The organism is Streptomyces xanthochromogenes, assembly GCF_014650455.1.
Classification (GTDB): Bacteria; Actinomycetota; Actinomycetes; order Streptomycetales; family Streptomycetaceae; genus Streptomyces; species Streptomyces xanthochromogenes.
The window spans coordinates 69385-91523 of the sequence record NZ_BMUZ01000001.1; the positions used below are offsets into that span (position 1 = coordinate 69385).

At 71.8% G+C, this 22139-nt stretch carries 23 protein-coding genes; 12 read left to right on the forward strand and 11 right to left on the reverse strand.

The features are described from left to right. Window positions 1–6 precede the first annotated feature (6 nt). Window positions 7–564 (reverse strand): P-loop NTPase family protein, encoded by a 558-nt coding sequence (locus tag IE267_RS00315; RefSeq protein ID WP_189761831.1) that lies wholly within the window; start codon window positions 562–564, stop codon window positions 7–9. Window positions 565–662: 98 nt separating this feature from the next. Between IE267_RS00315 and cpt the strand changes: the two genes are divergently transcribed. Continuing rightward, window positions 663–1250, forward strand: coding sequence for a chloramphenicol phosphotransferase CPT (cpt, locus tag IE267_RS00320; RefSeq protein ID WP_189762130.1), 588 nt, complete (start codon window positions 663–665; stop codon window positions 1248–1250). Between the two features lie 10 nt (window positions 1251–1260). Further along, window positions 1261–1671 (forward strand): VOC family protein, encoded by a 411-nt coding sequence (locus tag IE267_RS00325; protein ID WP_189761832.1) that lies wholly within the window; start codon window positions 1261–1263, stop codon window positions 1669–1671. A 40-nt stretch (window positions 1672–1711) separates the two neighbouring features. Here IE267_RS00325 and IE267_RS00330 read toward each other — a convergent pair whose 3' ends face one another. From IE267_RS00330 to IE267_RS00355, 6 genes are all read right to left on the reverse strand, one after another. Then, window positions 1712–2068, reverse strand: coding sequence for a GntR family transcriptional regulator (locus IE267_RS00330; protein ID WP_167157018.1), 357 nt, complete (start codon window positions 2066–2068; stop codon window positions 1712–1714). Next, window positions 2068–3039, reverse strand: coding sequence for a DUF1648 domain-containing protein (locus IE267_RS00335; RefSeq protein WP_189761833.1), 972 nt, complete (start codon window positions 3037–3039; stop codon window positions 2068–2070). The genes IE267_RS00330 and IE267_RS00335 overlap by 1 nt, the downstream gene beginning before the upstream one ends. A 170-nt stretch (window positions 3040–3209) precedes the next feature. After that, window positions 3210–3656: a DUF6304 family protein gene (locus IE267_RS00340; RefSeq protein ID WP_167157022.1), complete on the reverse strand. Its 447-nt coding sequence runs from the start codon at window positions 3654–3656 to the stop codon at window positions 3210–3212. 125 nt (window positions 3657–3781) lie between these two features. Beyond that, complete coding sequence (locus IE267_RS00345) at window positions 3782–5005, reverse strand: MFS transporter (protein ID WP_189761834.1); 1224 nt, start codon at window positions 5003–5005, stop codon at window positions 3782–3784. A gap of 147 nt (window positions 5006–5152) precedes the next feature. Beyond that, window positions 5153–6184 carry a family 2 encapsulin nanocompartment cargo protein polyprenyl transferase gene (locus tag IE267_RS00350; RefSeq protein WP_161257802.1) on the reverse strand — a complete coding sequence of 344 codons (1032 nt, stop codon included), beginning with the start codon at window positions 6182–6184 and terminating at the stop codon, window positions 5153–5155. Between the two features lie 76 nt (window positions 6185–6260). Further along, on the reverse strand, window positions 6261–7658 hold the full coding sequence (locus tag IE267_RS00355) for a family 2B encapsulin nanocompartment shell protein (protein ID WP_167157028.1): 1398 nt from the start codon (window positions 7656–7658) through the stop codon (window positions 6261–6263). A gap of 172 nt (window positions 7659–7830) precedes the next feature. On the opposite strand from IE267_RS00355, the gene IE267_RS00360 reads away from it, so the two are divergent. From IE267_RS00360 to IE267_RS00375, 4 genes are all read left to right on the forward strand, one after another. Then, the gene (locus IE267_RS00360) at window positions 7831–8274 is read left to right on the forward strand and encodes an RrF2 family transcriptional regulator (RefSeq protein WP_161246041.1); all 444 of its coding nucleotides are present in this window, start codon (window positions 7831–7833) and stop codon (window positions 8272–8274) included. Between the two features lie 117 nt (window positions 8275–8391). Further along, a complete protein-coding gene (locus IE267_RS00365; RefSeq protein WP_189761835.1) occupies window positions 8392–9582 on the forward strand; it encodes a globin domain-containing protein in 1191 nt (396 codons plus the stop codon). A 127-nt stretch (window positions 9583–9709) separates the two neighbouring features. Further along, window positions 9710–10300, forward strand: coding sequence for an N-acetylmuramoyl-L-alanine amidase (locus tag IE267_RS00370; RefSeq protein WP_161246045.1), 591 nt, complete (start codon window positions 9710–9712; stop codon window positions 10298–10300). Window positions 10301–10329: 29 nt separating this feature from the next. Further along, window positions 10330–11211: a 1-aminocyclopropane-1-carboxylate deaminase/D-cysteine desulfhydrase gene (locus tag IE267_RS00375; protein ID WP_189761836.1), complete on the forward strand. Its 882-nt coding sequence runs from the start codon at window positions 10330–10332 to the stop codon at window positions 11209–11211. Window positions 11212–11631: 420 nt separating this feature from the next. On the opposite strand, the gene IE267_RS00380 is transcribed toward IE267_RS00375, so the two are convergent. Beyond that, window positions 11632–13230: a Na+/H+ antiporter gene (locus IE267_RS00380; protein WP_189761837.1), complete on the reverse strand. Its 1599-nt coding sequence runs from the start codon at window positions 13228–13230 to the stop codon at window positions 11632–11634. Between the two features lie 56 nt (window positions 13231–13286). Here IE267_RS00380 and IE267_RS00385 point away from each other — a divergent pair, with 56 nt between their 5' ends. From IE267_RS00385 to IE267_RS00395, 3 genes are all read left to right on the forward strand, one after another. Continuing rightward, window positions 13287–13547 (forward strand): UBP-type zinc finger domain-containing protein, encoded by a 261-nt coding sequence (locus tag IE267_RS00385; RefSeq protein ID WP_161258187.1) that lies wholly within the window; start codon window positions 13287–13289, stop codon window positions 13545–13547. 298 nt (window positions 13548–13845) lie between these two features. Continuing rightward, the gene (locus tag IE267_RS00390; protein ID WP_161258184.1) at window positions 13846–14259 is read left to right on the forward strand and encodes an ATP-binding protein; all 414 of its coding nucleotides are present in this window, start codon (window positions 13846–13848) and stop codon (window positions 14257–14259) included. After that, window positions 14256–15206 carry an RNA polymerase sigma factor SigF gene (locus tag IE267_RS00395; protein ID WP_161258181.1) on the forward strand — a complete coding sequence of 317 codons (951 nt, stop codon included), beginning with the start codon at window positions 14256–14258 and terminating at the stop codon, window positions 15204–15206. Before IE267_RS00390 ends, IE267_RS00395 begins: the two co-directional genes overlap by 4 nt. Window positions 15207–15263: 57 nt before the next feature. Here the strand turns inward: IE267_RS00395 and IE267_RS00400 are convergent, their stop codons facing one another. Continuing rightward, window positions 15264–15698 carry a hypothetical protein gene (locus IE267_RS00400; RefSeq protein WP_189761838.1) on the reverse strand — a complete coding sequence of 145 codons (435 nt, stop codon included), beginning with the start codon at window positions 15696–15698 and terminating at the stop codon, window positions 15264–15266. A gap of 94 nt (window positions 15699–15792) precedes the next feature. Between IE267_RS00400 and IE267_RS00405 the strand changes: the two genes are divergently transcribed. Together IE267_RS00405 and IE267_RS00410 are read left to right on the forward strand one after the other, a co-directional pair. Next, window positions 15793–16758 carry a diacylglycerol/lipid kinase family protein gene (locus IE267_RS00405; protein WP_161258175.1) on the forward strand — a complete coding sequence of 322 codons (966 nt, stop codon included), beginning with the start codon at window positions 15793–15795 and terminating at the stop codon, window positions 16756–16758. Between the two features lie 318 nt (window positions 16759–17076). Beyond that, entirely contained in the window at window positions 17077–17334 is a 258-nt protein-coding gene (locus IE267_RS00410) for a WhiB family transcriptional regulator (RefSeq protein ID WP_004937597.1), read from the forward strand. A gap of 254 nt (window positions 17335–17588) precedes the next feature. On the opposite strand, the gene IE267_RS00415 is transcribed toward IE267_RS00410, so the two are convergent. Next, window positions 17589–19055 carry a sensor histidine kinase gene (locus IE267_RS00415; protein WP_161258192.1) on the reverse strand — a complete coding sequence of 489 codons (1467 nt, stop codon included), beginning with the start codon at window positions 19053–19055 and terminating at the stop codon, window positions 17589–17591. Between the two features lie 506 nt (window positions 19056–19561). On the opposite strand from IE267_RS00415, the gene nagB reads away from it, so the two are divergent. Further along, the gene (gene nagB / locus IE267_RS00420; RefSeq protein WP_161258172.1) at window positions 19562–20347 is read left to right on the forward strand and encodes a glucosamine-6-phosphate deaminase; all 786 of its coding nucleotides are present in this window, start codon (window positions 19562–19564) and stop codon (window positions 20345–20347) included. 603 nt (window positions 20348–20950) lie between these two features. Here the strand turns inward: nagB and IE267_RS00425 are convergent. After that, window positions 20951–22135: an MFS transporter gene (locus IE267_RS00425; RefSeq protein WP_167157037.1), complete on the reverse strand. Its 1185-nt coding sequence runs from the start codon at window positions 22133–22135 to the stop codon at window positions 20951–20953. Window positions 22136–22139: the final 4 nt, after the last annotated feature.

The following is a 22139-nucleotide window of genomic DNA, read 5'->3' on the forward strand; positions in this document are numbered from 1 at the left end:
CCGGGGTTACCCGGCCGGGCCCTTCCGGCGTTCGCCGCGGCCGGCCCCGATCGTGCGCAGCCACCGCCGTGCCTCGCGCGGAGCCGTGAAGCGCAGGGTGTGCAGCGGGGCGAGGGCCGGGTCGGTGGTGAGAGCCGTCAGGGCCGCTCTGCGGGGCGCGTACTGGGACCAGGCCCAACGGGCCGGGTGGTCGCCGCGGAACCACTCCCTCAGCGTCTCGCGGTTGCCGTTGAAGATCCGCTCGCGCAGTACGGTCCTACGCAGCGAGCGGCGCAGCACGCGGGGCATCACGACGTGCCGGGGGTAGTCCAGCCAGACCACCGTGTCGGCGCGCTCCCACAGCAGGGGGCGGACATCGGGGGTGCCGTACGAGTCGAGGACCCACGCCGGGGTGGCCGCGATCTCGGCCACCCGGGCCGCGAAGTCCGGGTCCTGCGCCCAGCCCGGGCCCGCGAAGTGCAAGGCGTCCAGCTCGTGGTACGGCACCCCGAGCCGCTCGCCCAGCTCGTGCGCCAGGGTGGACTTGCCGGCTCCGGTACTGCCGACCACGAGGATGCGCCGCATCGGGGCAGGCTATCGCGCGCGGAATTCGCTTGGCCGGGCCGGGGCCGGCGCCTACCGTGGCGCGCGTGACGGATCAGACGCGTACGCCCGGGTGTCAGGTGATCGTGCTCAACGGCGGGTCCAGTTCCGGCAAGTCCGGGATCGTCCGGTGCCTGCAGGCCGTGCTGCCCGGCGCCTGGCTCGCCTTCGGCGTCGACTCTGTGGACGCGGCCATGCCCGCCTCGCTCCGCGGCGAGGGCGGCCTGGAGATCGGAGCGGACGGCACGGTGACCGTGGGCCCCGACTACCGTCGGCTCTCGGACGCCTGGGCACGCGGGGTGGCCGCGATGGTGCGGGCCGGCGCCCACGTGGTGCTCGACGAGGTCTTCCTCGACGGCGCCGACGCCCAGAAGCGCTGGCAGCAGGCCCTCGACGGGCTCGACGTGCTCTGGGTCGGGGTGCGCTGCGACCCCGACACGGCCGCGGGCCGCGAGACCGCCCGTGGCGACCGCGTCCCCGGCATGGCCCGGGGCCAGGCCGAGTCCGTGCACGTGGGGGTGCGGTACGACATCGAGGTGGACTCGGCCGGTGCGGAGTCCATGGCCTGCGCCCGGCTGATCGCCGAGCGGTACGCCCGGCACGACGGGGAGCCCGCGGTCGGGGCGCGTGACCACCGGCACACCGCGGAGGGTCGTCTTCCGGGTTAGGTTCGAGGGCATGGACCCTCTGGAGCCTCCGTACCCGCGGCTTCTCGTCGACCCGTACGAACCGGCGTTCCGCTTCTACGACGCCGTCCTGCCGGACCTCACCGGCTGCACCCTCGCCCGCGGCAACTCCGCTTCCGGATACGCCAGTTGGGATGCCCCCGACGGCCGCACCGCGCTCGCGCTGTTCACCCGATCCGCGATGGCCGCCGCGCTCGGCGAGGACCGGATGCCGGGCGGGGGCGCGTCCCTGGTGATCCACATGGCCACGCGCGACGCCCTCGACGCCGCGGTCTCGCTGTGCGCGAAGGCGGGCGGCACCGTGGCCGTGCCCGTGCGGGACCTGCCGGAGTGGGGCCCGGGCATGCGCGCCGCGCACCTCCTGGACCCGGCCGGAAACCTGGTGGAACTCCAGACGTACTGACGGCCCCGGGGACACGGGCCGCCTCCGCGAGCCGGCACGGTCACGCGAGGCCGCGCCGCACCAGTCCCACGACCTCGTCCTCGGTCAGTCCCAACTCCCGTGCCTGATCGACCAGTTCCCGCACCTTGAGCATCAGCTCCGCCCGGCCCCGCGCCCGGGTGTCGTGCACGACGACCGCACCGCGGCCCCGGCGCAGCTCGATCAGGCCCTCGTCGCGCAGCCGCTGGTACCCCCTCAGCACCGTATGGACGTTGACCCCGAGCAGATCCGCGAGGGAACGGGCGGACGGGAGGCGTTCGCCCGGGGTCACCTTGCCGTCGGCGATCGCCCCGCGCACCGAGGCCGCGATCTGGTCGCCGAGCGGCCTCGGCGAGGCGGGGTCCACACGGAAGAGCATCAGTCCCTCGCCTCCGCGCGCCGGGCCAGTGTGTTCAGGAGGGCGGCGGCCGTCCCTGCGTCGTCCACCGTCACGGCGAACTCCCGCCCGTCCGACCGCCGTATGACGATCGCCTCGCCGGAGCGCAGCATGAGCCCCGACTTGCCCGCACGCACCCGATAGCCCCAGCCCCCGTACTCCGCGAGGACCTTGATGTCGCGGCTGACCGCCCGGTCCACGTCGGACAGCGGGATTCCGATGCGCGGCCAGGGCAGCGCGGTGGGCCGCGCGGTCAGGCCCCGCCGGTCGATGGTGACGTACGGGCAGGAGAAGACGAGGCACACCACGGCACCGAAGAACACGCCCACCGCATTGCCCGGGCCAACGGCGAACAGCAGGGCGCCCGCAGCGACGAGCAGCAGGGTCCCGCAGACGAGCAGCACACGCGAGGGCGCCCGCCGCATCCACCCCGCCACCTCGCCCTCGGCGAGGTCGAGCCGCGGGGTCCGGTCGGCGTCCGGACGCGAAGAGGGCTCGGGGGGCGGAGTCGGCACGGCCAAGAGCAACAGCCGCCCGAGTGCCGCCGCGAGCACCGCGACGCCCGCGCCGACGGCGATCTGCCACAGCGGCAGCCGCACCCGCGCCGGGTCGGTCGCGTCCGCGTTGGCGAGCAGCGTGGCGGCCAGGAGGTAGCCCACGAACCCGGCCGTCGCGTACCCGGCGGCGATCAGCCACCGGAGCCGGCGTACGGCAGGGTCTCCGACGGCCGCCATGCCGGCCCACAGGGCGCCGAGGCCGAGGTGCAGCACGCACGCGAAGACCGGGGTGGAGCCACGGCTCTGCGTGCCGTCGGAGCGGCCGTTCCCGGTGAAGTGACTGGCCAACGGGTCGGGCAGCCGGTCACGGAGAAGCACGTACAGCGTCAGGTCGACGGCCAGGGCGAGCAGGAACGGGAGCGCGGCGACAGCGGTCAGGCGGCGGACACGGATCATCGAAACCTCCTTGTTCGCATGACAGTAGAACAATGCACGCTCAGGGTCCCCCAACTCGCCCCGTCGCGAGCCCTGTTCAGCTCCGGAAACAGAGCGGCCGCCGCGCATCGGGGAGTCGGACGGACTCCCCGATGCGCGGCGGCCGCGGGAGAAAAGGACGGGGCGTTGAGCTATATGGCGTCCAGAGCGGACGGCTGGAGGCTTGAACCGGACGGGAGTTGGCGCCGGATGTCGGCGAGCACCGAGCCGAAGTCGACTTCGGCCCGCCCGCTGGCGTACACCGCTCCCCCGAAGTGCAGCGCGACCCCGAGGTCGGGCTCCGGCGGTTTCAGGGACAGCAGGCAGCTGAGGGTGGCCTCCTGGACGGCGCCGTCGTCCGAGGCGATGGGGACGGGCATGTCCCATTCGAGTACGAAGTCACGGAGGTTCCCGTCGTCGAGCGCGAACGCACCGCTCTCCGCCGGTATCCCCGGTACCGGGCCGAGCGAGTCGAAGCTCGCTCCGGCGAAGTCGACCCCCCTGATCCGGGTCCGCAGTTGCGTCCCGTCCGTGGTGATCGTCAGCGCTTCTGATCCTAGGCGGTCTCGATACCAACCCGCCCATGACTGTGGTGTCATGGGCGGAGATTAGCGGCGCACCCTGCCATTCGTCACAGGGGGTGACCGAAATGGGTGTTACCGCTTCCTTGCGCGCTTCGACACGTCCGCCCCCATCTCCGCCGCCCCCGCCCGCCATGACTGCTTCAACCCGCCGCCACCAGGGCGGAGTTGGACCGCTCGGCCCAGCGGACGGCAGGCCCGAGCGCGAGGCCGGCGCCGAGGAACAGCGCGCCGAGCAGCAGCCAGCCGGGCACGCCCCAGTCGATGACGAGCGCGGTGAGCAGCAGGGGCCCGAGCATCCTGGCCAGCGGCACGCCCATGCCGAAGAAGCCCTGGTACTGGCCTTGTTGATCGGCCGGTGCGAGGTCGAAGCCGATCTGCCAGGCGCCCGCGGACTGCATCATCTCGCCCGCCACCTGAAGCGCGCCCGCGACGAGCAGCACGCCCACGGCGGCCCAGGGCGACGCACCGGCGGCGCTGAGCGCGAACGCCGCGCAGGAGGCCAGCATCAACACCCCGCCGCGCGCCACGGTCCGCCGGGCGCTGGGCAGATCACGCACGGCGGAGGCGGTACGGACCTGGAAGAGCATCACGGCACCGGTGTTGAGCACCAGCAGCGCCGACACCAGCCAGCCCGGGGCATCGGTGCGGGTGACTGTCCACAGCGGGACGGCGAGGCTGATCAGTGGCATCCGCAGCAGGAGCAGGGTGTTCAGGAAGGTGATCACGGCGTACGGGCGGTCGCGCAGCACGGCGAACCGCGGCCCCCCGCCGGGCACGACGGGCCTCGGCGGCACGTGGGGCAGCCGCATCAGGGCGAGCGCGCAGAACAGGAAGGCCACCGCGTCCAGGGCGAACACGGCGAGGTAGGCGGTGCGGGTGCCGTAGTGCAGGGCGACCCCGCCGAACGCCGCGCCGACGGCGAGCCCGGCGTTCAGCGTGGACTGGAGGTGCGCCAGGACCCTGGTGCGGTCCCCGCGGTCGACGAGCGCGGACAGGAGCGCCTGGCGGGCGGCGGAGAGCCCGGTCTGTGCGGTCGCGTAGCAGCAGGCGGCAAGGACGAAGGGGAGGAAGCCGCGGACGAACAGGAAGGACGCGACCGAGGCGCCCGTGGCCGCGGCGAGCAGGACGGCGACGGTCCGCGGGCCGCGCCGGTCGGCCAGCTGCCCGAGCGGCACCCCGGCGAGCGCGCCGATCGCCCAGGCGAGGGTCAGACCGAGACCGATGCGGGTGGCCGGCAGGCCGACGACGCGGCTGAAGTACAGCGCCGAGGTGACCAGGAAGGCGCCGTCGCCCAGGGAGTTGACGAGCTGGGCCGTGGCGAGACCGCGGGCAGGGCCGGCGGGCGGCAGGAGGCGGGAGGTCATGAGCCCATCAAACCAAGCCGAGTGGCCCGGAGTTGGGGCCACTCGGCTTCGACTTCACTGGGCCACTTCGGCCGCGAGGAGACCGGCCACGAGACAGGTCATGAGACAGGCCGCGAGACCGGCCACGACACCGGCCGCCACGACGGATCAACGAGTGCGGCGGGTCACGAACTCTGCCAGGGCGAGCAGTTCGCCCGCCGCGGTGAGATCGGGCACCGCCCGCGAGAGGTGGTCGACGGCCCGGGCCATCCGGTCGGCGGCGTGCACCTGGGCCCAGTCGCGGCCGCCCGCGCGGTCCACCGCGTCGGCCGCCCTGCGGACCGCCTCCGCTCCCATCGGGCCCCCGTACAGCTCGGCGAGCTCGGCGGCCGCCGGGGTGCCCGAGTTGAGCGCGGCCACGACGGGCAGCGACTTCTTGTGCGCGGCGAGGTCGGCTCCCGCGGGTTTGCCGGTGCGACCGGGGTCGCCCCAGATGCCGATGAGGTCGTCGATGAGCTGGAAGGCGAGCCCGGCCTCCCGGCCGAACGCGTCCATCGCGGCGACCTCCTCGTCTCCCGCGCCCGCGTACAGCGCGCCGAGCGCGCAGGCGCAGCCGAGCAGGGCGCCGGTCTTGGCCATGGCCATGGCGATGCACTCGTCGAGCGAGACGTCCTGCGGGCCCCTCTGCTCGAAGGCGCAGTCGGCCTGCTGGCCCGCGCAGAGTTCGATGACACAGGCCGCGATCCGGGCGGATGCCGCGCCCGAGGCCGGATGGCCGTCGTCGGCGATCAGCCGGAGGGCGAGGGCGAACAGGGCGTCGCCGACGATGATGGCGTCCGGCGTGCCGAAGACGGTCCAGGCGGTCGGGCGGTGTCGCCGGGTGGCGTCCTCGTCGATGACGTCGTCGTGCAGCAGCGTGAAGTTGTGGACGAGTTCGACGGCGGCGGCCGCCCGTACCGCGGCCTCCGGCCGCCCACCGAGCGCCGTGGCCGCGGCGAGGACGAGGGCGGGGCGTATCGCCTTGCCCGACTGGCCGCCGGCCGGGGTCCCGTCCGCGTGCTCCCAGCCGAAGTGGTACATCGCCACCCGCCGCATGGAACCGGGCAACGATGCGACGCTGGCGCGCAGTTGGGGGTCGACGACGGTACGGGCCCGCTCCAGGAGGTCACCGGCCTCGCGGCCCTCCATGGCTTCCGGCATGGCCAACTAGGTTGCCTTTCCTGGGAGTTGTTGGCGGCACCGGGCACGCCGGGGTCGGCGCGCCCGGACCGGAGGCTCACCGCCAGCGGCTGACCTCGACGTTCTCCAGGACGCCGAGCGCGTCGGGCACCAGGATCGCGGCCGAGTAGTACGCCGTGACCAGGTACGAGATGATCGCCTGCTCGTCGATGCCCATGAAGCGGACCGACAGGCTCGGCTCGATCTCGTCCGGGATGCCGGACTGCTGGAGCCCGATCACGCCCTGCTCGGCCTCGCCGGTACGCATGCAGATGATCGAGGTCGTACGGGCGTCGCTGACCGGGATCTTGTTGCACGGGAAGATCGGCACCCCGCGCCAGGCCGGCACGTGGTGGCCCGCGACCTCCACCGACTCGGGCACCAGGCCCCGCTTGTTGCACTCGCGGCCGAACGCGGCGATGGCGCGCGGGTGGGCGAGGAAGAGCTTGGAGCCGCGCCGCCGCGAGAGCAGCTCGTCCATGTCGTCGGGGCCGGGCACGCCGTCGTGCGGCTGGAGGCGCTGCTCGTAGTCGCAGTTCGTCAGGAGGCCGAACTCCCGGTTGTTGACGAGCTCGTGCTCCTGGCGCTCGCGCAGCGCCTCGACGGTGAGCCGCAACTGCTGCTCGGTCTGGTTCATCGGCTGGTTGTAGAGGTCGGCCACGCGGCTGTGGACCTTGAGGACGGTCTGTGCGACGGAGAGTTCGTACTCGCGGGGCGAGCCCTCGTAGTCGACGTAGGTGTGCGGGATGATCGCTTCACCGACGTGGCCGGCGGACAGGTCGATCGCGGCTTCGCCGTAGTTGTTGGTGCGCTGCTCGGGCAGCCCGGTGACCGACGCGAGGTGGTCGTGCAGCGACTCGGAGCGCTCCGCGAGGTTGAGCACGTCGGCCCGGCTCAGGACGAGCACGGTGCAGCCGGTGGTGGCGCGGTAGGTGCACTCCCAGACGGCTTCGCCGGAGACGAGCGCGTCCTCGCCGAAGTGCGCTCCGTCCGCGAGGAAGCCGAGCTCGGTCTCGTCGCCGTACTGGCCGGTGCCGATCTTCTCGACCCGGCCGTGTGCGAGCAGGAACACCCGGTCGGTCGCGTCGCCCGCGGTGGCGATGACCTCGCCCGCGGCGTACTCGCGCTGCTCGCACCGGTTGGCGAGCTCGCCGAGCGCCGCCTCGTCCTCGTAGTCCCGCAGCGCGGGCAGCTCGCCCAGCTCGGCGGGGATGACCGCGACCCGCTCACCGGTCTGGACGAAGGTGATCCTGCCGTCCCCCACCGAGTAGCTGAGGCGTCGGTTGACCCGGTACGTGCCGCCCTGCACCTGCACCCATGGCAGCATCCGCAGCAGCCAACGGGAGGTGATCTCCTGCATCTGCGGGGCGGACTTGGTGGTGGTCGCCAAGTTCCGCGCGGCGGCTGTGCCGAGACTCTGCTGGGTGCGGTTCTCGGGACCTGCCTCGACCGACATGTGACTCCTTCTGAGCGCTCTCACGATCTTCAAGCTGAACTGCGTGGAGAACACTTCCAGCACGGAGAGTCCCCGCGCCATTACTCAAATGAGTGGGATTAGAAGACCAGTGGACCGGGCAGCCGTGCGCCTTTAATTTGCACAGCTGATGCAAGTTATCTACGGTTCAGGCATGCGGCTCACCAGATTCACCGACCTGGCGCTGCGCGTCCTGATGCGCCTGGCGGTCATCGAGAACGCGGCCGATCAGGTCCCGCCGACCACGCGGGAGGTGGCGGACGCGATGCGCATCCCGTACACCCACACCGCGAAGGTCGTCGCACGGCTCCAGCACCTGGGCCTCGTCGAGGCGCGCCGCGGCCGGGGCGGCGGACTCGCGGTCACCGCGGCGGGCCACCTCGCTTCCGTGGGCGGCCTGGTGCGGGAGCTCGAAGGTCCGGGCGACGTCGTGGAGTGCGAGGGCGCGACACCGTGTCCGCTGGCCGCGGCCTGCCGTCTGCGCCGGGCCCTGCACCGCGCCCAGGAGGCGTTCTACGAGTCCCTTGACGAGCTCACCGTGGACGATCTGGTGACCGCCCCGACCGGCCCCCTCCTGCTCGGCATCACCAGCCGCTGACGGTCCGTCGGCCACCGGGCCGCGCGGTACTTCCGCACCTTCTTGAATATGCATTCCAGATGCAGATTCAACCCAGTCAATCCCGAACCAGAGACGTTGACCAAGAGGAGCCCGTCGATGTTGTCCGAGAAGTCGACCGTGACCGTACGCGCCACCCTGCCCGCCGTCGGCGCGGCCATCGGAACCATCACCGAGCGGTTCTACGAGCGCCTCTTCGCGGACCGGCCCGCGCTGCTCCGCGATCTGTTCAACCGGGGCAACCAGGCGGCCGGCCTCCAGAAGCAGGCGCTCGCCGGCTCCATAGCCGCGTTCGCGACACATCTCGTGAACCACCCCGAGGACCGCCCCGACGTGATGCTGAACCGCATCGCCCACAAGCACGCCTCGCTCGGCGTCACCGCCGACCAGTACGAGATCGTTCACCGGCACCTGTTCGCCGCGATCGCCGAGGTGCTCGGCGAGGCGGCCACCGCCGAGGTCGCCGAGGCGTGGGACGAGGTGTACTGGCTGATGGCGAACGCCCTGATCGACATCGAGGCCCGGCTCCACGCGGAGCAGGGCGTGCTCGCCGGGGACGTCTGGCGCGAGTGGACCGTGGCCGGCCGCACCGAGGAGACGGCCACCTGCGCCACCTTCCGGCTGCGCCCCGCGGACGGCGCCCCGGCCCCCGCCTTCAAACCTGGCCAGTACGTCTCCGTACAGGTCCAACTCCCCGACGGGGCACGGCAGATCCGCCAGTACAGCCTGACCTCGGCACCCGGCGGCGAGCTCCGCTCGATCACCGTCAAGCGCGTCCAGGGCGACCCGGACGGCGAGGTTTCCGGCCACCTGCACGCCCACCTCCGCGAGGGCGACGGGCTGCGCGTCTCGGCGCCGTACGGCGACCTCGTCCTCGACGCCGACGGGTCCCCGCTGCTGCTCGCGTCGGCGGGGATCGGCTGCACGCCGATGGTGGCGATGCTGGGGCAGCTGGCGGCCGACGGCCACCGCGCCCCGGTGACCGTGGTGCACGCCGACCGCTCCCCCGCCGAGCACGCGCTGCGCGACGACCACGCGGCTCTCACCGCCCAACTCCCGGACGCCACCGTTCACTTCTGGTACGAGGACCCCGAGCCCGGGCATCCCGCCGACCGCACGGGCCTGGTCGACCTCACCCGCCTTCCGGTCGCGCCCGGCACCCGCGCCTACCTCTGCGGGCCGCTCCCGTTCATGCGCGCGGTCCGCACCCAGCTCCTCGCCAAGGGTGTGCGGGCGGCCGACGTCCACTACGAGGTGTTCGGCCCCGACCTGTGGCTGGCCCAGGACTGACCCGCCCTACGACGGCGCGGGGGCTGTCCGGATCAGCTCGCACGGCAAACCGAACAGATCGCCCCATAGCGGGAGTTGGGGTACAAGCGGTACGAGATATTCCGCACCGCTCTGGAAGGAGGCGGCCATGGCCCCACCCATGTCCGCAGACCAATTCCTCGCCGCCCTGCGCGCCGAGGGCCTCCGCGTCGTCGAGGTCGGCCAGTGGCGCACCCACAACCGGGCCGGCCACGGCGGCTGGGCCCCGATCAACGGCGTCGTCATCCACCACACCGCCACCAGTGGCGCCGACGCCACGGTCCGCATCTGCTACGACGGCTACGACTCCCTGCCGGGCCCGCTCTGCCACGGGGTGATCACCAAGGACGGCACGGTCCACCTCGTCGGCAACGGCCGCGCCAACCACGCGGGCGCGGGGGACGGCAACGTGCTGCGCGCGGTGATCGCCGAGAAGCGGCTGCCGCAGCCGCTGACGAACGACACCGACGGGAACACGCACTTCTACGGCTTCGAGTGCGAGAACCTGGGCGACGGCAAGGACCCCTGGCCCGAGGCCCAGCTCGAAGCCATCGAGAAGGCGGCCGCGGCCGTGTGCCGTCACTACGGCTGGACCGAGCGTTCGGTCATCGGTCACAAGGAGTGGCAGGTCGGCAAGATCGACCCGCGCGGCTTCACGATGGACTGGCTGCGGGAACGCGTGCACGAGCGCCTGAAGTGACAGCGGGTGACTGACGTGACAATGGGTGCATGACCCCCGAAGCGCTCGCCCCCCGCCTCCCCTCCCCCCTGGAGGAGGTGACGGACGAGCGCTTCGCGCGGCACGGGGTACGGCTGCTGCTCAAGCGGGACGACCTGATCCACCCGGCCCTGGTCGGCAACAAGTGGCGCAAACTGGTGCCGAACCTGCGGGCCGCGGCCGGCCGGCCGGTCCTCACCTTCGGCGGCGCCTACTCCAACCACCTCCGCGCGACGGCCGCGGCGGGGCGGCTCCTCGGCTTCCCCACGATCGGCGTCGTGCGGGGCGACGAACTGGCCGGCCGCCCGCTCAACGACTCGCTCGCGCGATGTGCGGCGGACGGCATGCGGCTCCACTTCGTGGACCGCGCGACCTACCGCCGCAAGTCCGACCCGGAGGTCCTGGCGGGCCTCCTCGACCTCCTCGCCCCCGGGGCGTACGTCGTCCCCGAGGGCGGCAGCAACTCCCTTGCGGCACAGGGCTGTACGGAGCTGGGCGCGGAGCTGCGCGGCCCTACCGACGTCGTCGCCGTGGCCTGCGGCACCGGCGGCACCCTTGCGGGCCTCGCCGCCGGCCTCGGCCCCGCCCAGCGGGCGATCGGCGTACCGGTCCTGAAGGGCGGCTTCCTCGCCGAGGAGGTCGACGCCCTCCAGCGCGCCGCTTTCGGCGGCCCCCGGGGCATCTGGACCCTGGACGACCGCTTCCACTTCGGCGGGTACGCGCGGGTGCCTCACGAACTGGAGTCGTTCGCCCGGGACTTCGAGGACCGGCACGGGGTGGGGGTGGAGCGGGTGTATGTGGCGAAGGTGCTCTTCGCGCTGCACGCGCTGACGCAGGAGGGATCATTCACCCGGGGCACGACGCTGACGGCCGTCATCACCGGCCGCCCGTGACAGGCCCCGCCGGGGCCGGGATGCGCCGGGGCCGGGATGCGCCGGGGCCGGGATGCGCCGGGGCTCCGCCCCGGACCCCGGTTCTCGCCCCACCCCACCCCTTCCCGCAACCCTCCGGGGGTGAGGAGATGCGTGGCAGGAGTTCGACTGCGGACCGTGCGTGGCCGGTCGCGCAGTTCCCCGCGCCCCTGAAAGACCCGGTGCGGGGGCACCTACAGCCCGTCCGGGGATGTCGGCCCCTGAAAGACCCGGTGCTGGGGCACCTACAGCCCGTCCGGCGATTGAGGACGAGCGCCCTCAAGGCGCGAACGGGGTCTGGGGCGGAGCCCCAGGGGAACCCGGAACCAACCAACCCCGGGCAACGGGCGGGCAGGCGGGCAGACCCCCCGGGGTTTGGGGCGGAGCCCCAAGGGGAGGCGGCTACGTCCCGGGGTCGCGGTAGGCCGCCGCTTCCTCCAGATCCAGCCTGCGCAGCAACGTCCGCATCATCTCGTCGTCAATACGGCGATCATCCCGCAGGGACACGAACACCTTCCGCTCCGCCTCGATCATCTCCCGCGACAGCCGCCGGTACGTCGCGTCCGCCGATTCCCCCGTCACCTCGTTGACCGCCCCGAGCCGCTCCCACACCGCGTTCCGGCGCCGCTCCAGGACCGTCCGCAGCCGGTCCGCGAGCGGCGGTGGCAGCGTGCTGCGCGGGTCGGCGAGCAGCTCGTCCAGGCGCGCCTCGGCCGCCCGGGACGCCTCGCTCTGGGCCTGCGCCTCGGCCAGCGTCTCGGCCTGCGTGTCCCGTCCGGGCAGCTTGAGCAGCCGGATCAGCGGCGGCAGGGTGAGGCCCTGCACGACCAGCGTGCCGATGACCGTGGTGAAGGTCAGGAACAGGACCAGGTTGCGCGCCGGGAAGGCGGAACCGTCCGCCATCGTCAGCGGGATCGAGAAGGCGATGGCCAGCGAGACCACCCCGCGCATCCCGGCCCACCCCACGATCACCGGGGCCGTCCAGTCCGTCTCCGGCTCGCGGCGCCGGATCTTCTCGGACAGCGCGCGCGGCAGGAACGTGGCCGGGAAGACCCAGACGAAGCGGGCCGCCACCACCAGGACGAACACCCCGATCGCGTACCAGACCGCCTCGCCGACCCCGTACTCCCCAAGTCCCTTGAGAACCACCGGCATTTGCAGTCCGATCAGCGCGAACACCGCCGATTCGAGGAGGAAGGAGACCATCTTCCAGACGGCCTCCTCCTGGAGCCGGGTCGCGAAGTCCACCTGCCAGGACCGGTGGCCGAGGTAGAGGGCCACGACCACCACGGCCAGCACTCCGGACGCCCCGACCTGCTCGGCCGCCGCGTACGCGACGAACGGGATGAGCAGCGACAACGTGTTCTGCAGCAGCGCCTCGCGGAGGTGGCGGCGCAGCCAGTGGATCGGCAGCATCAGGACGAGCCCCACCCCGACCCCGCCGATGGAGGCGAGCGCGAACTCCTTGACCCCGCCGCCCCAGGTGGCCCCCGCCCCGACGGCCGCCGCGAGCGCCACCTTGTACGCGGTGATCGCGGTCGCGTCGTTCACCAGGGACTCGCCCTGCAGGATCGTGGTGATGCGGCTCGGCAGGCGCAGCCGGCGCGCGATGGCGGTGGCGGCGACCGCGTCCGGCGGCGCGATCACCGCGCCGAGCACCAGCGCGGCCGTCAGCGGCAGATCGGGCACGAGGAGGTAGGCGAGGTATCCCACCGCCACCGTCGCGAACAGCGTGTAGCCGACCGAGAGGAGCGCCACCGGCCGCAGGTTGGCCCGCAGATCGAGGTACGAACTCTCCAGGGCGGCCGTGTGCAGCAGCGGCGGCAGCACCAACGGCAGCACGATGTGCGGGTCGAGGGTGTAGGCGGGCACCCCGGGCACGTACGCCCCGATCAGTCCCACCGCCACAAGGAGCAGGGGCGCGGGCACCGGCGACCTGCGCGCCGCCCCCGCGACCGCCGCACTCGCCGCGATCAGCGCCACCAGCGGCAATGCATCCATCAGATCCGTCCGTCCCCGTCCACCAGCGCCCCGCGCTCCGTCGTAACCTGGCCATCATGAGCGAGTGCCCGCACGTTGCAGAACTGCCGCGCCCCGAGCCGGCCCCGCTGAACGACACCTGTCCGGAGTGCCTGAAGGACGGTACGCACCCCGTACAACTGCGTCTGTGCCTGGTCTGCGGGCACGTGGGCTGCTGCGACTCCTCGCCGCACCAGCACGCCACGGGCCACTTCGAGGAGACCGGTCACGCGGTGATGCGGACCTTCGAGCCCGGCGAGAGCTGGCGCTGGTGCTTCGTGGACGGCCTGCTGGTGTGAGAGTGGCCTCCCGCATTCCACGTCCGATGCGTAAGGGACGCACGGGAAGGTTCGAAGCGCCCGGCGCCTGGGTACGTCAACCCGGTCCCGCTTCACCGCAATTGGGCACTGCAAACCTCTAGCCACTGTCCGTACTCATAGGCTTACCATGAGTGACAGTCGCCGGGAGAGCTTCCGGCGACAGGGCACCATGGATCGCGATAGCGTCGCCAGTCCAGGTACGGACCCCGTACCCACGGCCCCGGGACTTCCCCCCTCCTTGGGCCTCGAGAGAGCTTGTGCCACCTTGGAGGTGAGGGTGTCCCAGATCGCAGGCGAGCCCGGGAATCAGGACTTCGTGGAAGTCCGGCTGCCGGCCGCGGGTGCCTACCTGTCGGTGCTGCGTACGGCCACGGCCGGACTCGCGGCACGTTTGGACTTCACCCTCGACGAGATCGAGGACCTGCGCATCGCGGTCGACGAGGCCTGCGCGATCCTGCTCCAGCAGGCCGTTCCAGGTTCCGTACTGAGTTGCGTCTTCCGCCTCGTGGACGACTCGCTGGAGGTCACCGTCTCGGCGCCGACCACCGACGGCCGGGCGCCGGAGCGCGACACCTTCGCGTGGACGGTGCTCTCCGCATTGGCCGGCAAGGTCGAATCCACCGTGGCCGAGGACCGTACGGTCTCCATCAGCCTGTACAAACAGCGCGGCGCGGGACCCGGACCGGCGTGAGCGGGGAGGGTCCGGTGCGGGACGACGAGCGCACTCCGGAAGCGGTGCGCCCCGTGGGCATCCCGGAGCAGCAGGCCCGGCCGCACCCGGTGGACAGCCCTGTGGATGGCCCAGATGGCGTTTTGTACGCGGCGGAGCAGGCAGAGCGGGCGGCCCTTATGAGCGAGCACATCGAGCACAGGCATCACGATCCACACGATCGCAGCGGGGCGCGGGCGATGTTCTTCGAGCTGCGCAAGCTGCCCGACGGCTCGTCCGAGAAGGCGGAGCTGCGCAATCAGCTGGTTCGGATGCACCTGCCACTGGTCGAGCACCTGGCCCGGCGCTTCCGCAACCGTGGCGAGCCCCTCGACGATCTGACGCAGGTCGCCACGATCGGTCTGATCAAGTCGGTGGACCGGTTCGACCCCGAGCGGGGCGTCGAGTTCTCGACGTATGCGACCCCCACCGTCGTCGGCGAGATCAAGCGGCACTTCCGTGACAAGGGCTGGGCGGTGCGGGTGCCGCGCCGGCTCCAGGAGCTGCGGCTCGCGCTCACCACGGCGACGGCGGAGCTGTCCCAGCAGCACGGCCGCTCGCCCACGGTGCACGAACTGGCGGAGCGGCTCGGCATCTCGGAGGAAGAGGTCCTGGAGGGGCTGGAGTCGGCCAACGCCTATTCCACGCTCTCCCTCGACGTGCCGGACACGGACGACGAGTCGCCCGCGGTCGCGGACACCCTGGGCGCGGAGGACGAGGCGCTCGAAGGCGTCGAGTACCGCGAGTCCCTCAAGCCGCTGCTTGAGGACCTGCCGCCGCGGGAGAAGCGGATTCTGCTGCTCCGGTTCTTCGGCAACATGACCCAGTCGCAGATCGCGCAGGAGGTCGGCATCTCGCAGATGCACGTCTCGCGCCTGCTGGCCCGCACCCTGGCCCAGCTGCGGGACAAGCTCCTCGTGGAGGAGTAGCCGCTTCGCGCGGCGGAGCGGCCGGGGTCCGGGGGCGCGCCCGCGGACCCTTCGCGCTCACGCGTCCCGCATCGGCCCGCGGATGCCCAGCGCCTGGGTGGTGGCCGGGTTCACCAGGAGTACGAGACCGGTGATGGCCACCGCCGCGAGAGCGATGCCGGCCGGGATCCAGGGCGCCCCGTCGGAGTTGAGGAACATCCACGCCACCGGCAGCGCCATGATCTGGGTGATCATCGCCGGGCCCCGGCTCCAGCTGCGGCGGCGCAGCAGTCCGCGGGCGGCGATCAGCGGGATCAGGCCGAGGACCACCAGCGTCAGGCCGCCCATTTCGGCCTGGGTGGGCTTGTCGGGCTTGCCGGTCAGGCCCATCACGAGCATGAAGAGCCCACCGGCGACCAGGGCGAGCCCCTCCAGCGCGGACAGCGCCGCCGCGGCGGTCAGCCGGCCGGGGCGCGGTTCGGCGGGGGCTTCGGGGGTCTGCTCAGTACTCACCCGGCCAGGGTAGCCCGGGCGCGGGGCCCCGACCCGGGGCGGGCGGTCCGGCCCAGGTGCGCCCCGGTACCCCCCGGTAGGTAGTCTGGCGCCCATGCGTGCACTTCTCGTGGTCAACCCGGCGGCTACCACCACCAGTGCGCGCACGCGTGACGTCCTGATCCACGCGCTGGCCAGCGAGATGAAGCTGGAGGCAGTCACCACCGAGTACCGCGGGCACGCGAAGGACCTCGGCCGACGGGCCGCCGAGAGCAGTGACATCGATCTCGTCGTGGCGCTCGGCGGCGACGGCACGGTCAACGAGGTCGTGAACGGTCTGCTGCACAACGGGCCGAGCCCCGAACTCCCCGAATTCGCCGTGGTTCCCGGCGGTTCGACGAATGTGTTCGCGCGGGCGCTCGGTCTGCCCAATGACGCTGTGGAGTCGACCGGTGTCATTCTCGACGCGCTGCGCGAGAACCGCAGCCGCACGGTGAGCCTGGGGCTCGCCTCCGGGGTGGCCGGCAGCATCGACGAGGGCGTCCCGGAACGCTGGTTCACTTTCTGTGCCGGGTTCGGATTCGACGCGGGTGTGGTCGGCCGGGTCGAACAGCAGAGGGAGCGCGGCAAGCGCTCCACACACGCGCTCTATTTGCGCCAGGTGGCCCGCCAGTTCTTCGGCGAGCCCCACCGCAGACACGGTCAGATCACGCTGGAGCGGCCCGGCGCCGAGCCCGTCGAGGATCTTGTCCTCTCGATAGTCTGCAACACCTCTCCCTATACCTACCTGGGCAATCGTCCGCTGTACGCGTCCCCCGAGGCCTCCTTCGAGGCGGCCCTGGACGTGCTGGCCCTGACGAAGATGACCACGCCCTCGGCGACCCGCTATGCCACTCAGCTGCTCACTTCGACCCCCGATCGGGGTCCGCACGGCAAGCACGCCGTATCACTGCACGACCTGACCGACTTCACCTTGCATTCCAAGGCCCCGCTCCCCTTCCAGATGGACGGCGACCACCTTGGTCTGCGTACGAGCGTGGCGTTCACAGGCGTACGCCGTGCACTGCGTGTGATTGTGTGAGTGGAAGGGCCTAAAGTCCTTTCACTCGAACGTTTAGGCTGGCATCCACCCCATGGAAGTACGACTGTGACCCAGTCGACACCGAGGAATCCAAAAAAACTTTCCTGAAGGGGTTGTATCCGCCGCCGAGGTTTGCGAATCTCTACATGGCGATCGGGACGGCCCGCAACACCGGCCTCCACTGAAAGCCAGAACCCCTCCTCAATCAAGGACCACCACCAGTCCAACTGGAAGATGGCCCTTCCCTTGTTGAGGGATTCGTGAAAGCGTTCACATTCACAAGCACCCCTGCACGTAACACCAAGAGAGGTAGCAGCCATGGACTGGCGTCACAACGCCGTTTGTCGTGAGGAAGACCCCGAGCTGTTCTTCCCCATCGGCAACACCGGTCCTGCGCTGCTGCAGATCGAGGAAGCCAAGGCCGTCTGCCGCCGCTGCCCCGTCATGGAGCAGTGCCTGCAGTGGGCGCTTGAGTCCGGCCAGGACTCCGGCGTCTGGGGTGGCCTCAGCGAGGACGAGCGCCGCGCGATGAAGCGCCGTGCCGCTCGCAACCGGGCGCGCAACGCGACCGCCTGAGCCCCCACTTCCCGCCTTAGCAACGCGCGGCGCGTACAGAGCGTACGCACTCACCGCCCCCCGAGCCGCAGCGCGCAGCAGTAACCCACAGCATTCGAGCCCCGAACCGTGTCTCATGGTTCGGGGCTCGCTGCTGTGTGCCCGCAGGGACGCGTGAGCACCGATGCGGCTACGCCGATGTGTTGCCTGCGCCGACGCGCGTGGGGCGATGCGCATGCGCCGGTGGGTGTACGCCGTGGGGCGTGGGGTACCCGCTACTTCTCGGGGCCCACCGGGACGTCGAGCACGACCTTCGTGCCGCGGTCGGGCGCCGGCACCATGTCGAAGCTTCCGCCCAACTCCCCTTCCACCAGCGTCCGTACGATCTGCAGACCCAGGTTGCCGGTGCGCTGGGCGTCGAATCCCTCGGGCAGCCCCCGGCCGTCGTCCCGCACGGTGATCAGCAGCCGGGCCTCCTCCCGGGTGCCGCCGCGCAGCGCCGACACCTCCACCGAACCCTGCTCCCCCGGCGCGAACGCATGCTCAAGGGCGTTCTGCAGCACCTCGGTCAGGACCATGGCCAGCGGGGTCGCGACCTCGGCGTCGAGTATGCCGAAGCGGCCGGTGCGGCGGCAGTTGACCTTGCCGGGCGAGATCTCGGCCACCATGGCGAGGACCCGGTCGGCGATCTCGTCGAACTCGACGCGCTCGTCCAGGTTCTGCGAGAGCGTCTCGTGCACGATCGCGATCGAACCGACGCGCCGGACCGCCTCGTTGAGCGCCTCGCGGCCCTGGTCGGAGTCCATCCGGCGGGCCTGGAGGCGGAGCAGGGCCGCGACCGTCTGGAGGTTGTTCTTCACCCGGTGGTGGATCTCCCGGATGGTCGCGTCCTTGGTGATCAACTCCCGCTCGCGGCGGCGCAGTTCGGTCACGTCGCGCAGCAGCACGAGAGAGCCGATGCGCGTGCCCTTCGGCTTCAGCGGGATGGCGCGCAGCTGGATCACCCCGCCGTTGCCCTCGACCTCCGCCTCCCGCGGCGCGTATCCGCTGGCGAGCTTGACGATGGCCTCGTCGACCGGGCCGCGGGCCGGCGCGAGGTCGGAGGTCAGCTGGCCGAGGTGCTGGCCGACGAGGTCGGAGGCGAGGCCGAGTCGGTGGTAGGCGGACAGCGCGTTGGGCGAGGCGTACTGGACGATGCCGTCCGCGTCCAGCCGGAGCAGACCGTCACCGGCACGCGGCGAAGCATCCATGTCGACCTGCTGGCCGGGGAACGGGAAGGACCCGGCGGCGATCATCTGCGCGAGGTCGGACGCGGACTGGAGGTAGGTGAGCTCCAGGCGCGAAGGCGTACGCACGGTGAGCAGGTTGGTGTTGCGGGCGATGACGCCGAGGACGCGCCCCTCCCGGCGCACCGGGATCGACTCGACGCGGACCGGGACCTCCTCGCGCCACTCCGGGTCGCCCTCGCGCACGATGCGGCCCTCGTCGAGCGCGGCGTCGAGCAGCGGCCGCCGGCCGCGCGGGACCAGATGGCCGACCATGTCGTCCTGGTAGGAGGTGGGGCCGGTGTTGGGCCGCATCTGCGCGACCGACACATAGCGGGTGCCGTCCAGCGTCGGCACCCACAGGACGAGGTCGGCGAAGGAGAGGTCGGAGAGCAGCTGCCACTCCGAGACCAGCAGATGGAGCCACTCGAGGTCGGACTCACTCAGAGCGGTGTGCTGGCGTACGAGGTCGTTCATGGAGGGCACGCTGTGAGCGTACCTGCGTACAACGACAAAAAATGACTGCGGGCCGCGGCGCCAGGACGGGACCCTCAGCCCGTCCGGGCACCGCAGCCCGGTTGCCGGCCGGCGGGTGTGCGGTCCCTCCGGCCCTCAAGAGAGGTCACGGCGCGGTCAGGGCAGAGAGCGCCGGGGCCTCGGTCCCGCCCGCCTGTGCGGGGTGGGCGGAAGCTCGGTGTGTTCATTGTGGACTAGACCATTCTGCCATGTCCATCCGTCTGCACCCCGCAATATTCCGCTCCCGCCCGCCTGCCGCAACCCTCCGCACCGCCCGTTCCACCCCTTGGTCCCCGGCCGCCCCGACATGTGCGGTGCCTCCGAATGGCCGTCTCCGTATGCGTTCCGGCAACCCGGGCGGCCGACCATGGGAGCAGGCGCGAGCCGGCGCCCCAGGGCCGCCACTCTGCTAGATTGGTCTATACCACGCCCGTTGTAGTTTCACGTCTCCAGATCGGCAGGCCCACGTGGAAGTTGTCATCGTCCCGGACGCCAAGGCAGGCGGCGAGCTCATCGCGGAGTCGATCGCCGCCCTGTGGCGCCGCAAGCCCGACGCGCTGCTCGGCGTGGCCACCGGCTCGACCCCGATTCCGATCTACGACGCGCTGACCGCGAAGGTCTCCGCGGGTGACGTGGACGTCTCGCGGGCGCGCGTGTGCCAGCTCGACGAGTACGTCGGGCTGCCGGCCGGGCACCCCGAGTCCTACCGCGCCACCGTCATCCGTCAGGTCGTCGAGCCGCTCGGGCTCGGCGCGGACTCCTTCATCGGGCCGGACGGCTCCGCCGAGGACGTCCAGGCGGCGTGCGAGGCGTACGACCTGGCGCTGGCCTCGGCCGGCGGGGTCGACCTCCAGATCCTGGGCATCGGCACCGACGGGCACATCGGCTTCAACGAGCCCTGCTCGTCGCTCGCCTCCCGCACCCGGATCAAGACGCTCACCGAGCAGACCCGGGTCGACAACGCGCGCTTCTTCGACGACGACATCGATCAGGTGCCGCACCACGTGATCACCCAGGGCATCGGCACGATCCTGGAGGCCCGGCACCTGGTGCTGCTCGCCACGGGTGAGGGCAAGGCCGAGGCGGTCGCGCAGACCGTCGAGGGGCCCGTCGCCGCGGTGGTGCCGGCGTCGGCGCTTCAGCTGCACCAGCATGCGACGGTTGTCGTGGACGAGGCCGCGGCGTCCAAGCTGAAGCTTGCGCCGTACTTCCGGCACACCTTCACCAACAAGCCCGTGTGGCAGGGCCTCTAGCCGCCCCGAGCGCGGGGCCGCCCACGCCGCGGCCCCGCGCCCCCGGACCCCGGGTTCATCCGCACCCCGCGCACAGCTGCTCGCGCGGTTCCTCACGCCCCTGAACCCGCTTTCGTCCGCGGACCGCGGGGGCCGATCGCGCAGTTCCCCGCGCCCCTGAAAACCCGCCGTCACCCGCAGACCGTGCGTGGCCGATCGCGCAGTTCCCCGCGCCCCTCAAAACCCGCCGTCACCCGCAGACCGTGCGTGGCCGATCGCGCAGTTCCCCGCGCCCCTCAAAACCCGCCGTCACCCGCAGACCGTGCGTGGCCGATCGCGCAGTTCCTCGCGCCCCTTCAGGGCGCACTTGACGTGCGGGGTGCTCGCGGCCTCCTAGGGGCGCGGGGAACTGCGCGGCCGGCCCACGGCGGGCCGCAGACGAACCGCGACACCGAACACCCCAGGGGCGCGGGGAACTGCGCGAACAACCCACGGCGGACCGCACACGAACCACGAACCCGGCACACCCCAGGGGCGCGAGGAACCGCGCGAAGGGTCCGGCACGGGCCGCGGGCGAAGCGGGGACGCGGAACACGTGCCCGGAACCGCGGACCGGCGGAGCCGCTACGCGTTGGTCAGGACCGGGAAGCGGATCCGGGTGCTGCACAGGGCGACGATCAGGGCCGAGCCCGCCACCGCCCCCATCCCCCACGCCAGACTCGTGCCGTTCGCGATGAAGCCGATCACCGCGGGCCCGCCGAGCAGCCCCGTCGTGCCCATCGCGGCCACCAGGGCCAGCGCGTCCGAACCCTGGCGGGCCGCGGCCACGTACACGCACGGCGTCACCGCCGCGATGCCGAGCCCGACGCAGGCGAAGCCGAGCAGCGCCGGAACCACCCCGCCGGCCAGCAGGGCCAGCGCGAGCCCCGTGCCGGCCAGCACGCTGCCGATCCGCACGATCCGCTCGTCGCCCCACTTCGTGCGCCAGCCGTCGGCGAAGAGCCGGGCCAGGACCATCATCACGGACACCACGGCGATGCCCAGCGGAGCCAGCTGGGCCGCCGCGCCCGCCGTGTCCCTCAGATAGAGCGCCGACCAGTCGTTCATGGCACCCTCGGTCACGGTGCCGAACGCCATCGCCAGACCCATCCAGATCGTCACCCGGGTCGGAAGGGTCAGGCCCTTCCGCTGCTTCGCGGTCGGCTCCGCGTCCCCCAACTGCGCCTCCTGTGCAGGGGTTTGGTCCTCCGACAGCAGGCCCCCGCTCGCGCCGAGCACCAGCACCGCGAGCAACGCCGTCGCCGTGACGAAGTGGGCCGGCAGGGCCGAGGACAGCGAGGTGACGCCCGAGGCGAGCAGCGCGGCGAACAGCGAGCCGGCGCTGAACGTCGCGTGCATCTTCGCCATCGTCGTCCGCCGGTACTTGACCTCAAGCGCCGCCGCCTGCGCGTTCATCGCGACGTTCAGGCAGCCGACCGCGACCCCGTCGCAGCAGGCGATCAGCAGGGTCACCGGATAGTTCGGCGTGACCGACAGGGCGAGCAGGACCGCCCCGAGCGCGAGGGCGGACCCGACCGCGAGCCGGCGCGAGCCGAACCGCCTGGTCAGGACCGCCACCAGCGGGAAGGAGACGGCGGCCCCGGCCCCGCAGACCATCAGGAGCAGGCCCAGCTCCGCCTCGGACAGGTCGAGCCTCGTCTTCAGCGCGGGAATCCGCGAGACCCACGTGGCGTACTGGAAACCGAGACAGCAGAACAGCGCCGCGATCGCCACTTGTGACCGCCGGTATTCATCGCGAAGGCGATACATGCGG

Excerpts from the sequence above, each read along its gene's own strand:
- IE267_RS00380 (WP_189761837.1), bottom strand. The coding sequence starts at position 13,230 with ATGGATGCATTGCCGCTGGTGGCGCTGATCGCGGCGAGTGCGGCGGTC.
- IE267_RS00330 (WP_167157018.1), bottom strand. The coding sequence starts at position 2,068 with ATGCTCTTCCGTGTGGACCCCGCCTCGCCGAGGCCGCTCGGCGACCAG.
- IE267_RS00350 (WP_161257802.1), bottom strand. The coding sequence starts at position 6,184 with ATGCCGGAAGCCATGGAGGGCCGCGAGGCCGGTGACCTCCTGGAGCGG.
- IE267_RS00355 (WP_167157028.1), bottom strand. The coding sequence starts at position 7,658 with ATGTCGGTCGAGGCAGGTCCCGAGAACCGCACCCAGCAGAGTCTCGGC.
- IE267_RS00335 (WP_189761833.1), bottom strand. The coding sequence starts at position 3,039 with ATGATCCGTGTCCGCCGCCTGACCGCTGTCGCCGCGCTCCCGTTCCTG.
- IE267_RS00360 (WP_161246041.1), top strand. The coding sequence starts at position 7,831 with ATGCGGCTCACCAGATTCACCGACCTGGCGCTGCGCGTCCTGATGCGC.
- IE267_RS00315 (WP_189761831.1), bottom strand. The coding sequence starts at position 564 with ATGCGGCGCATCCTCGTGGTCGGCAGTACCGGAGCCGGCAAGTCCACC.
- IE267_RS00375 (WP_189761836.1), top strand. The coding sequence starts at position 10,330 with ATGACCCCCGAAGCGCTCGCCCCCCGCCTCCCCTCCCCCCTGGAGGAG.
- IE267_RS00365 (WP_189761835.1), top strand. The coding sequence starts at position 8,392 with ATGTTGTCCGAGAAGTCGACCGTGACCGTACGCGCCACCCTGCCCGCC.
- IE267_RS00340 (WP_167157022.1), bottom strand. The coding sequence starts at position 3,656 with ATGACACCACAGTCATGGGCGGGTTGGTATCGAGACCGCCTAGGATCA.
- IE267_RS00425 (WP_167157037.1), bottom strand. The coding sequence starts at position 22,135 with ATGTATCGCCTTCGCGATGAATACCGGCGGTCACAAGTGGCGATCGCG.
- IE267_RS00345 (WP_189761834.1), bottom strand. The coding sequence starts at position 5,005 with ATGACCTCCCGCCTCCTGCCGCCCGCCGGCCCTGCCCGCGGTCTCGCC.
- IE267_RS00325 (WP_189761832.1), top strand. The coding sequence starts at position 1,261 with ATGGACCCTCTGGAGCCTCCGTACCCGCGGCTTCTCGTCGACCCGTAC.
- IE267_RS00385 (WP_161258187.1), top strand. The coding sequence starts at position 13,287 with ATGAGCGAGTGCCCGCACGTTGCAGAACTGCCGCGCCCCGAGCCGGCC.
- IE267_RS00410 (WP_004937597.1), top strand. The coding sequence starts at position 17,077 with ATGGACTGGCGTCACAACGCCGTTTGTCGTGAGGAAGACCCCGAGCTG.
- IE267_RS00370 (WP_161246045.1), top strand. The coding sequence starts at position 9,710 with ATGGCCCCACCCATGTCCGCAGACCAATTCCTCGCCGCCCTGCGCGCC.
- IE267_RS00415 (WP_161258192.1), bottom strand. The coding sequence starts at position 19,055 with ATGAACGACCTCGTACGCCAGCACACCGCTCTGAGTGAGTCCGACCTC.
- IE267_RS00405 (WP_161258175.1), top strand. The coding sequence starts at position 15,793 with ATGCGTGCACTTCTCGTGGTCAACCCGGCGGCTACCACCACCAGTGCG.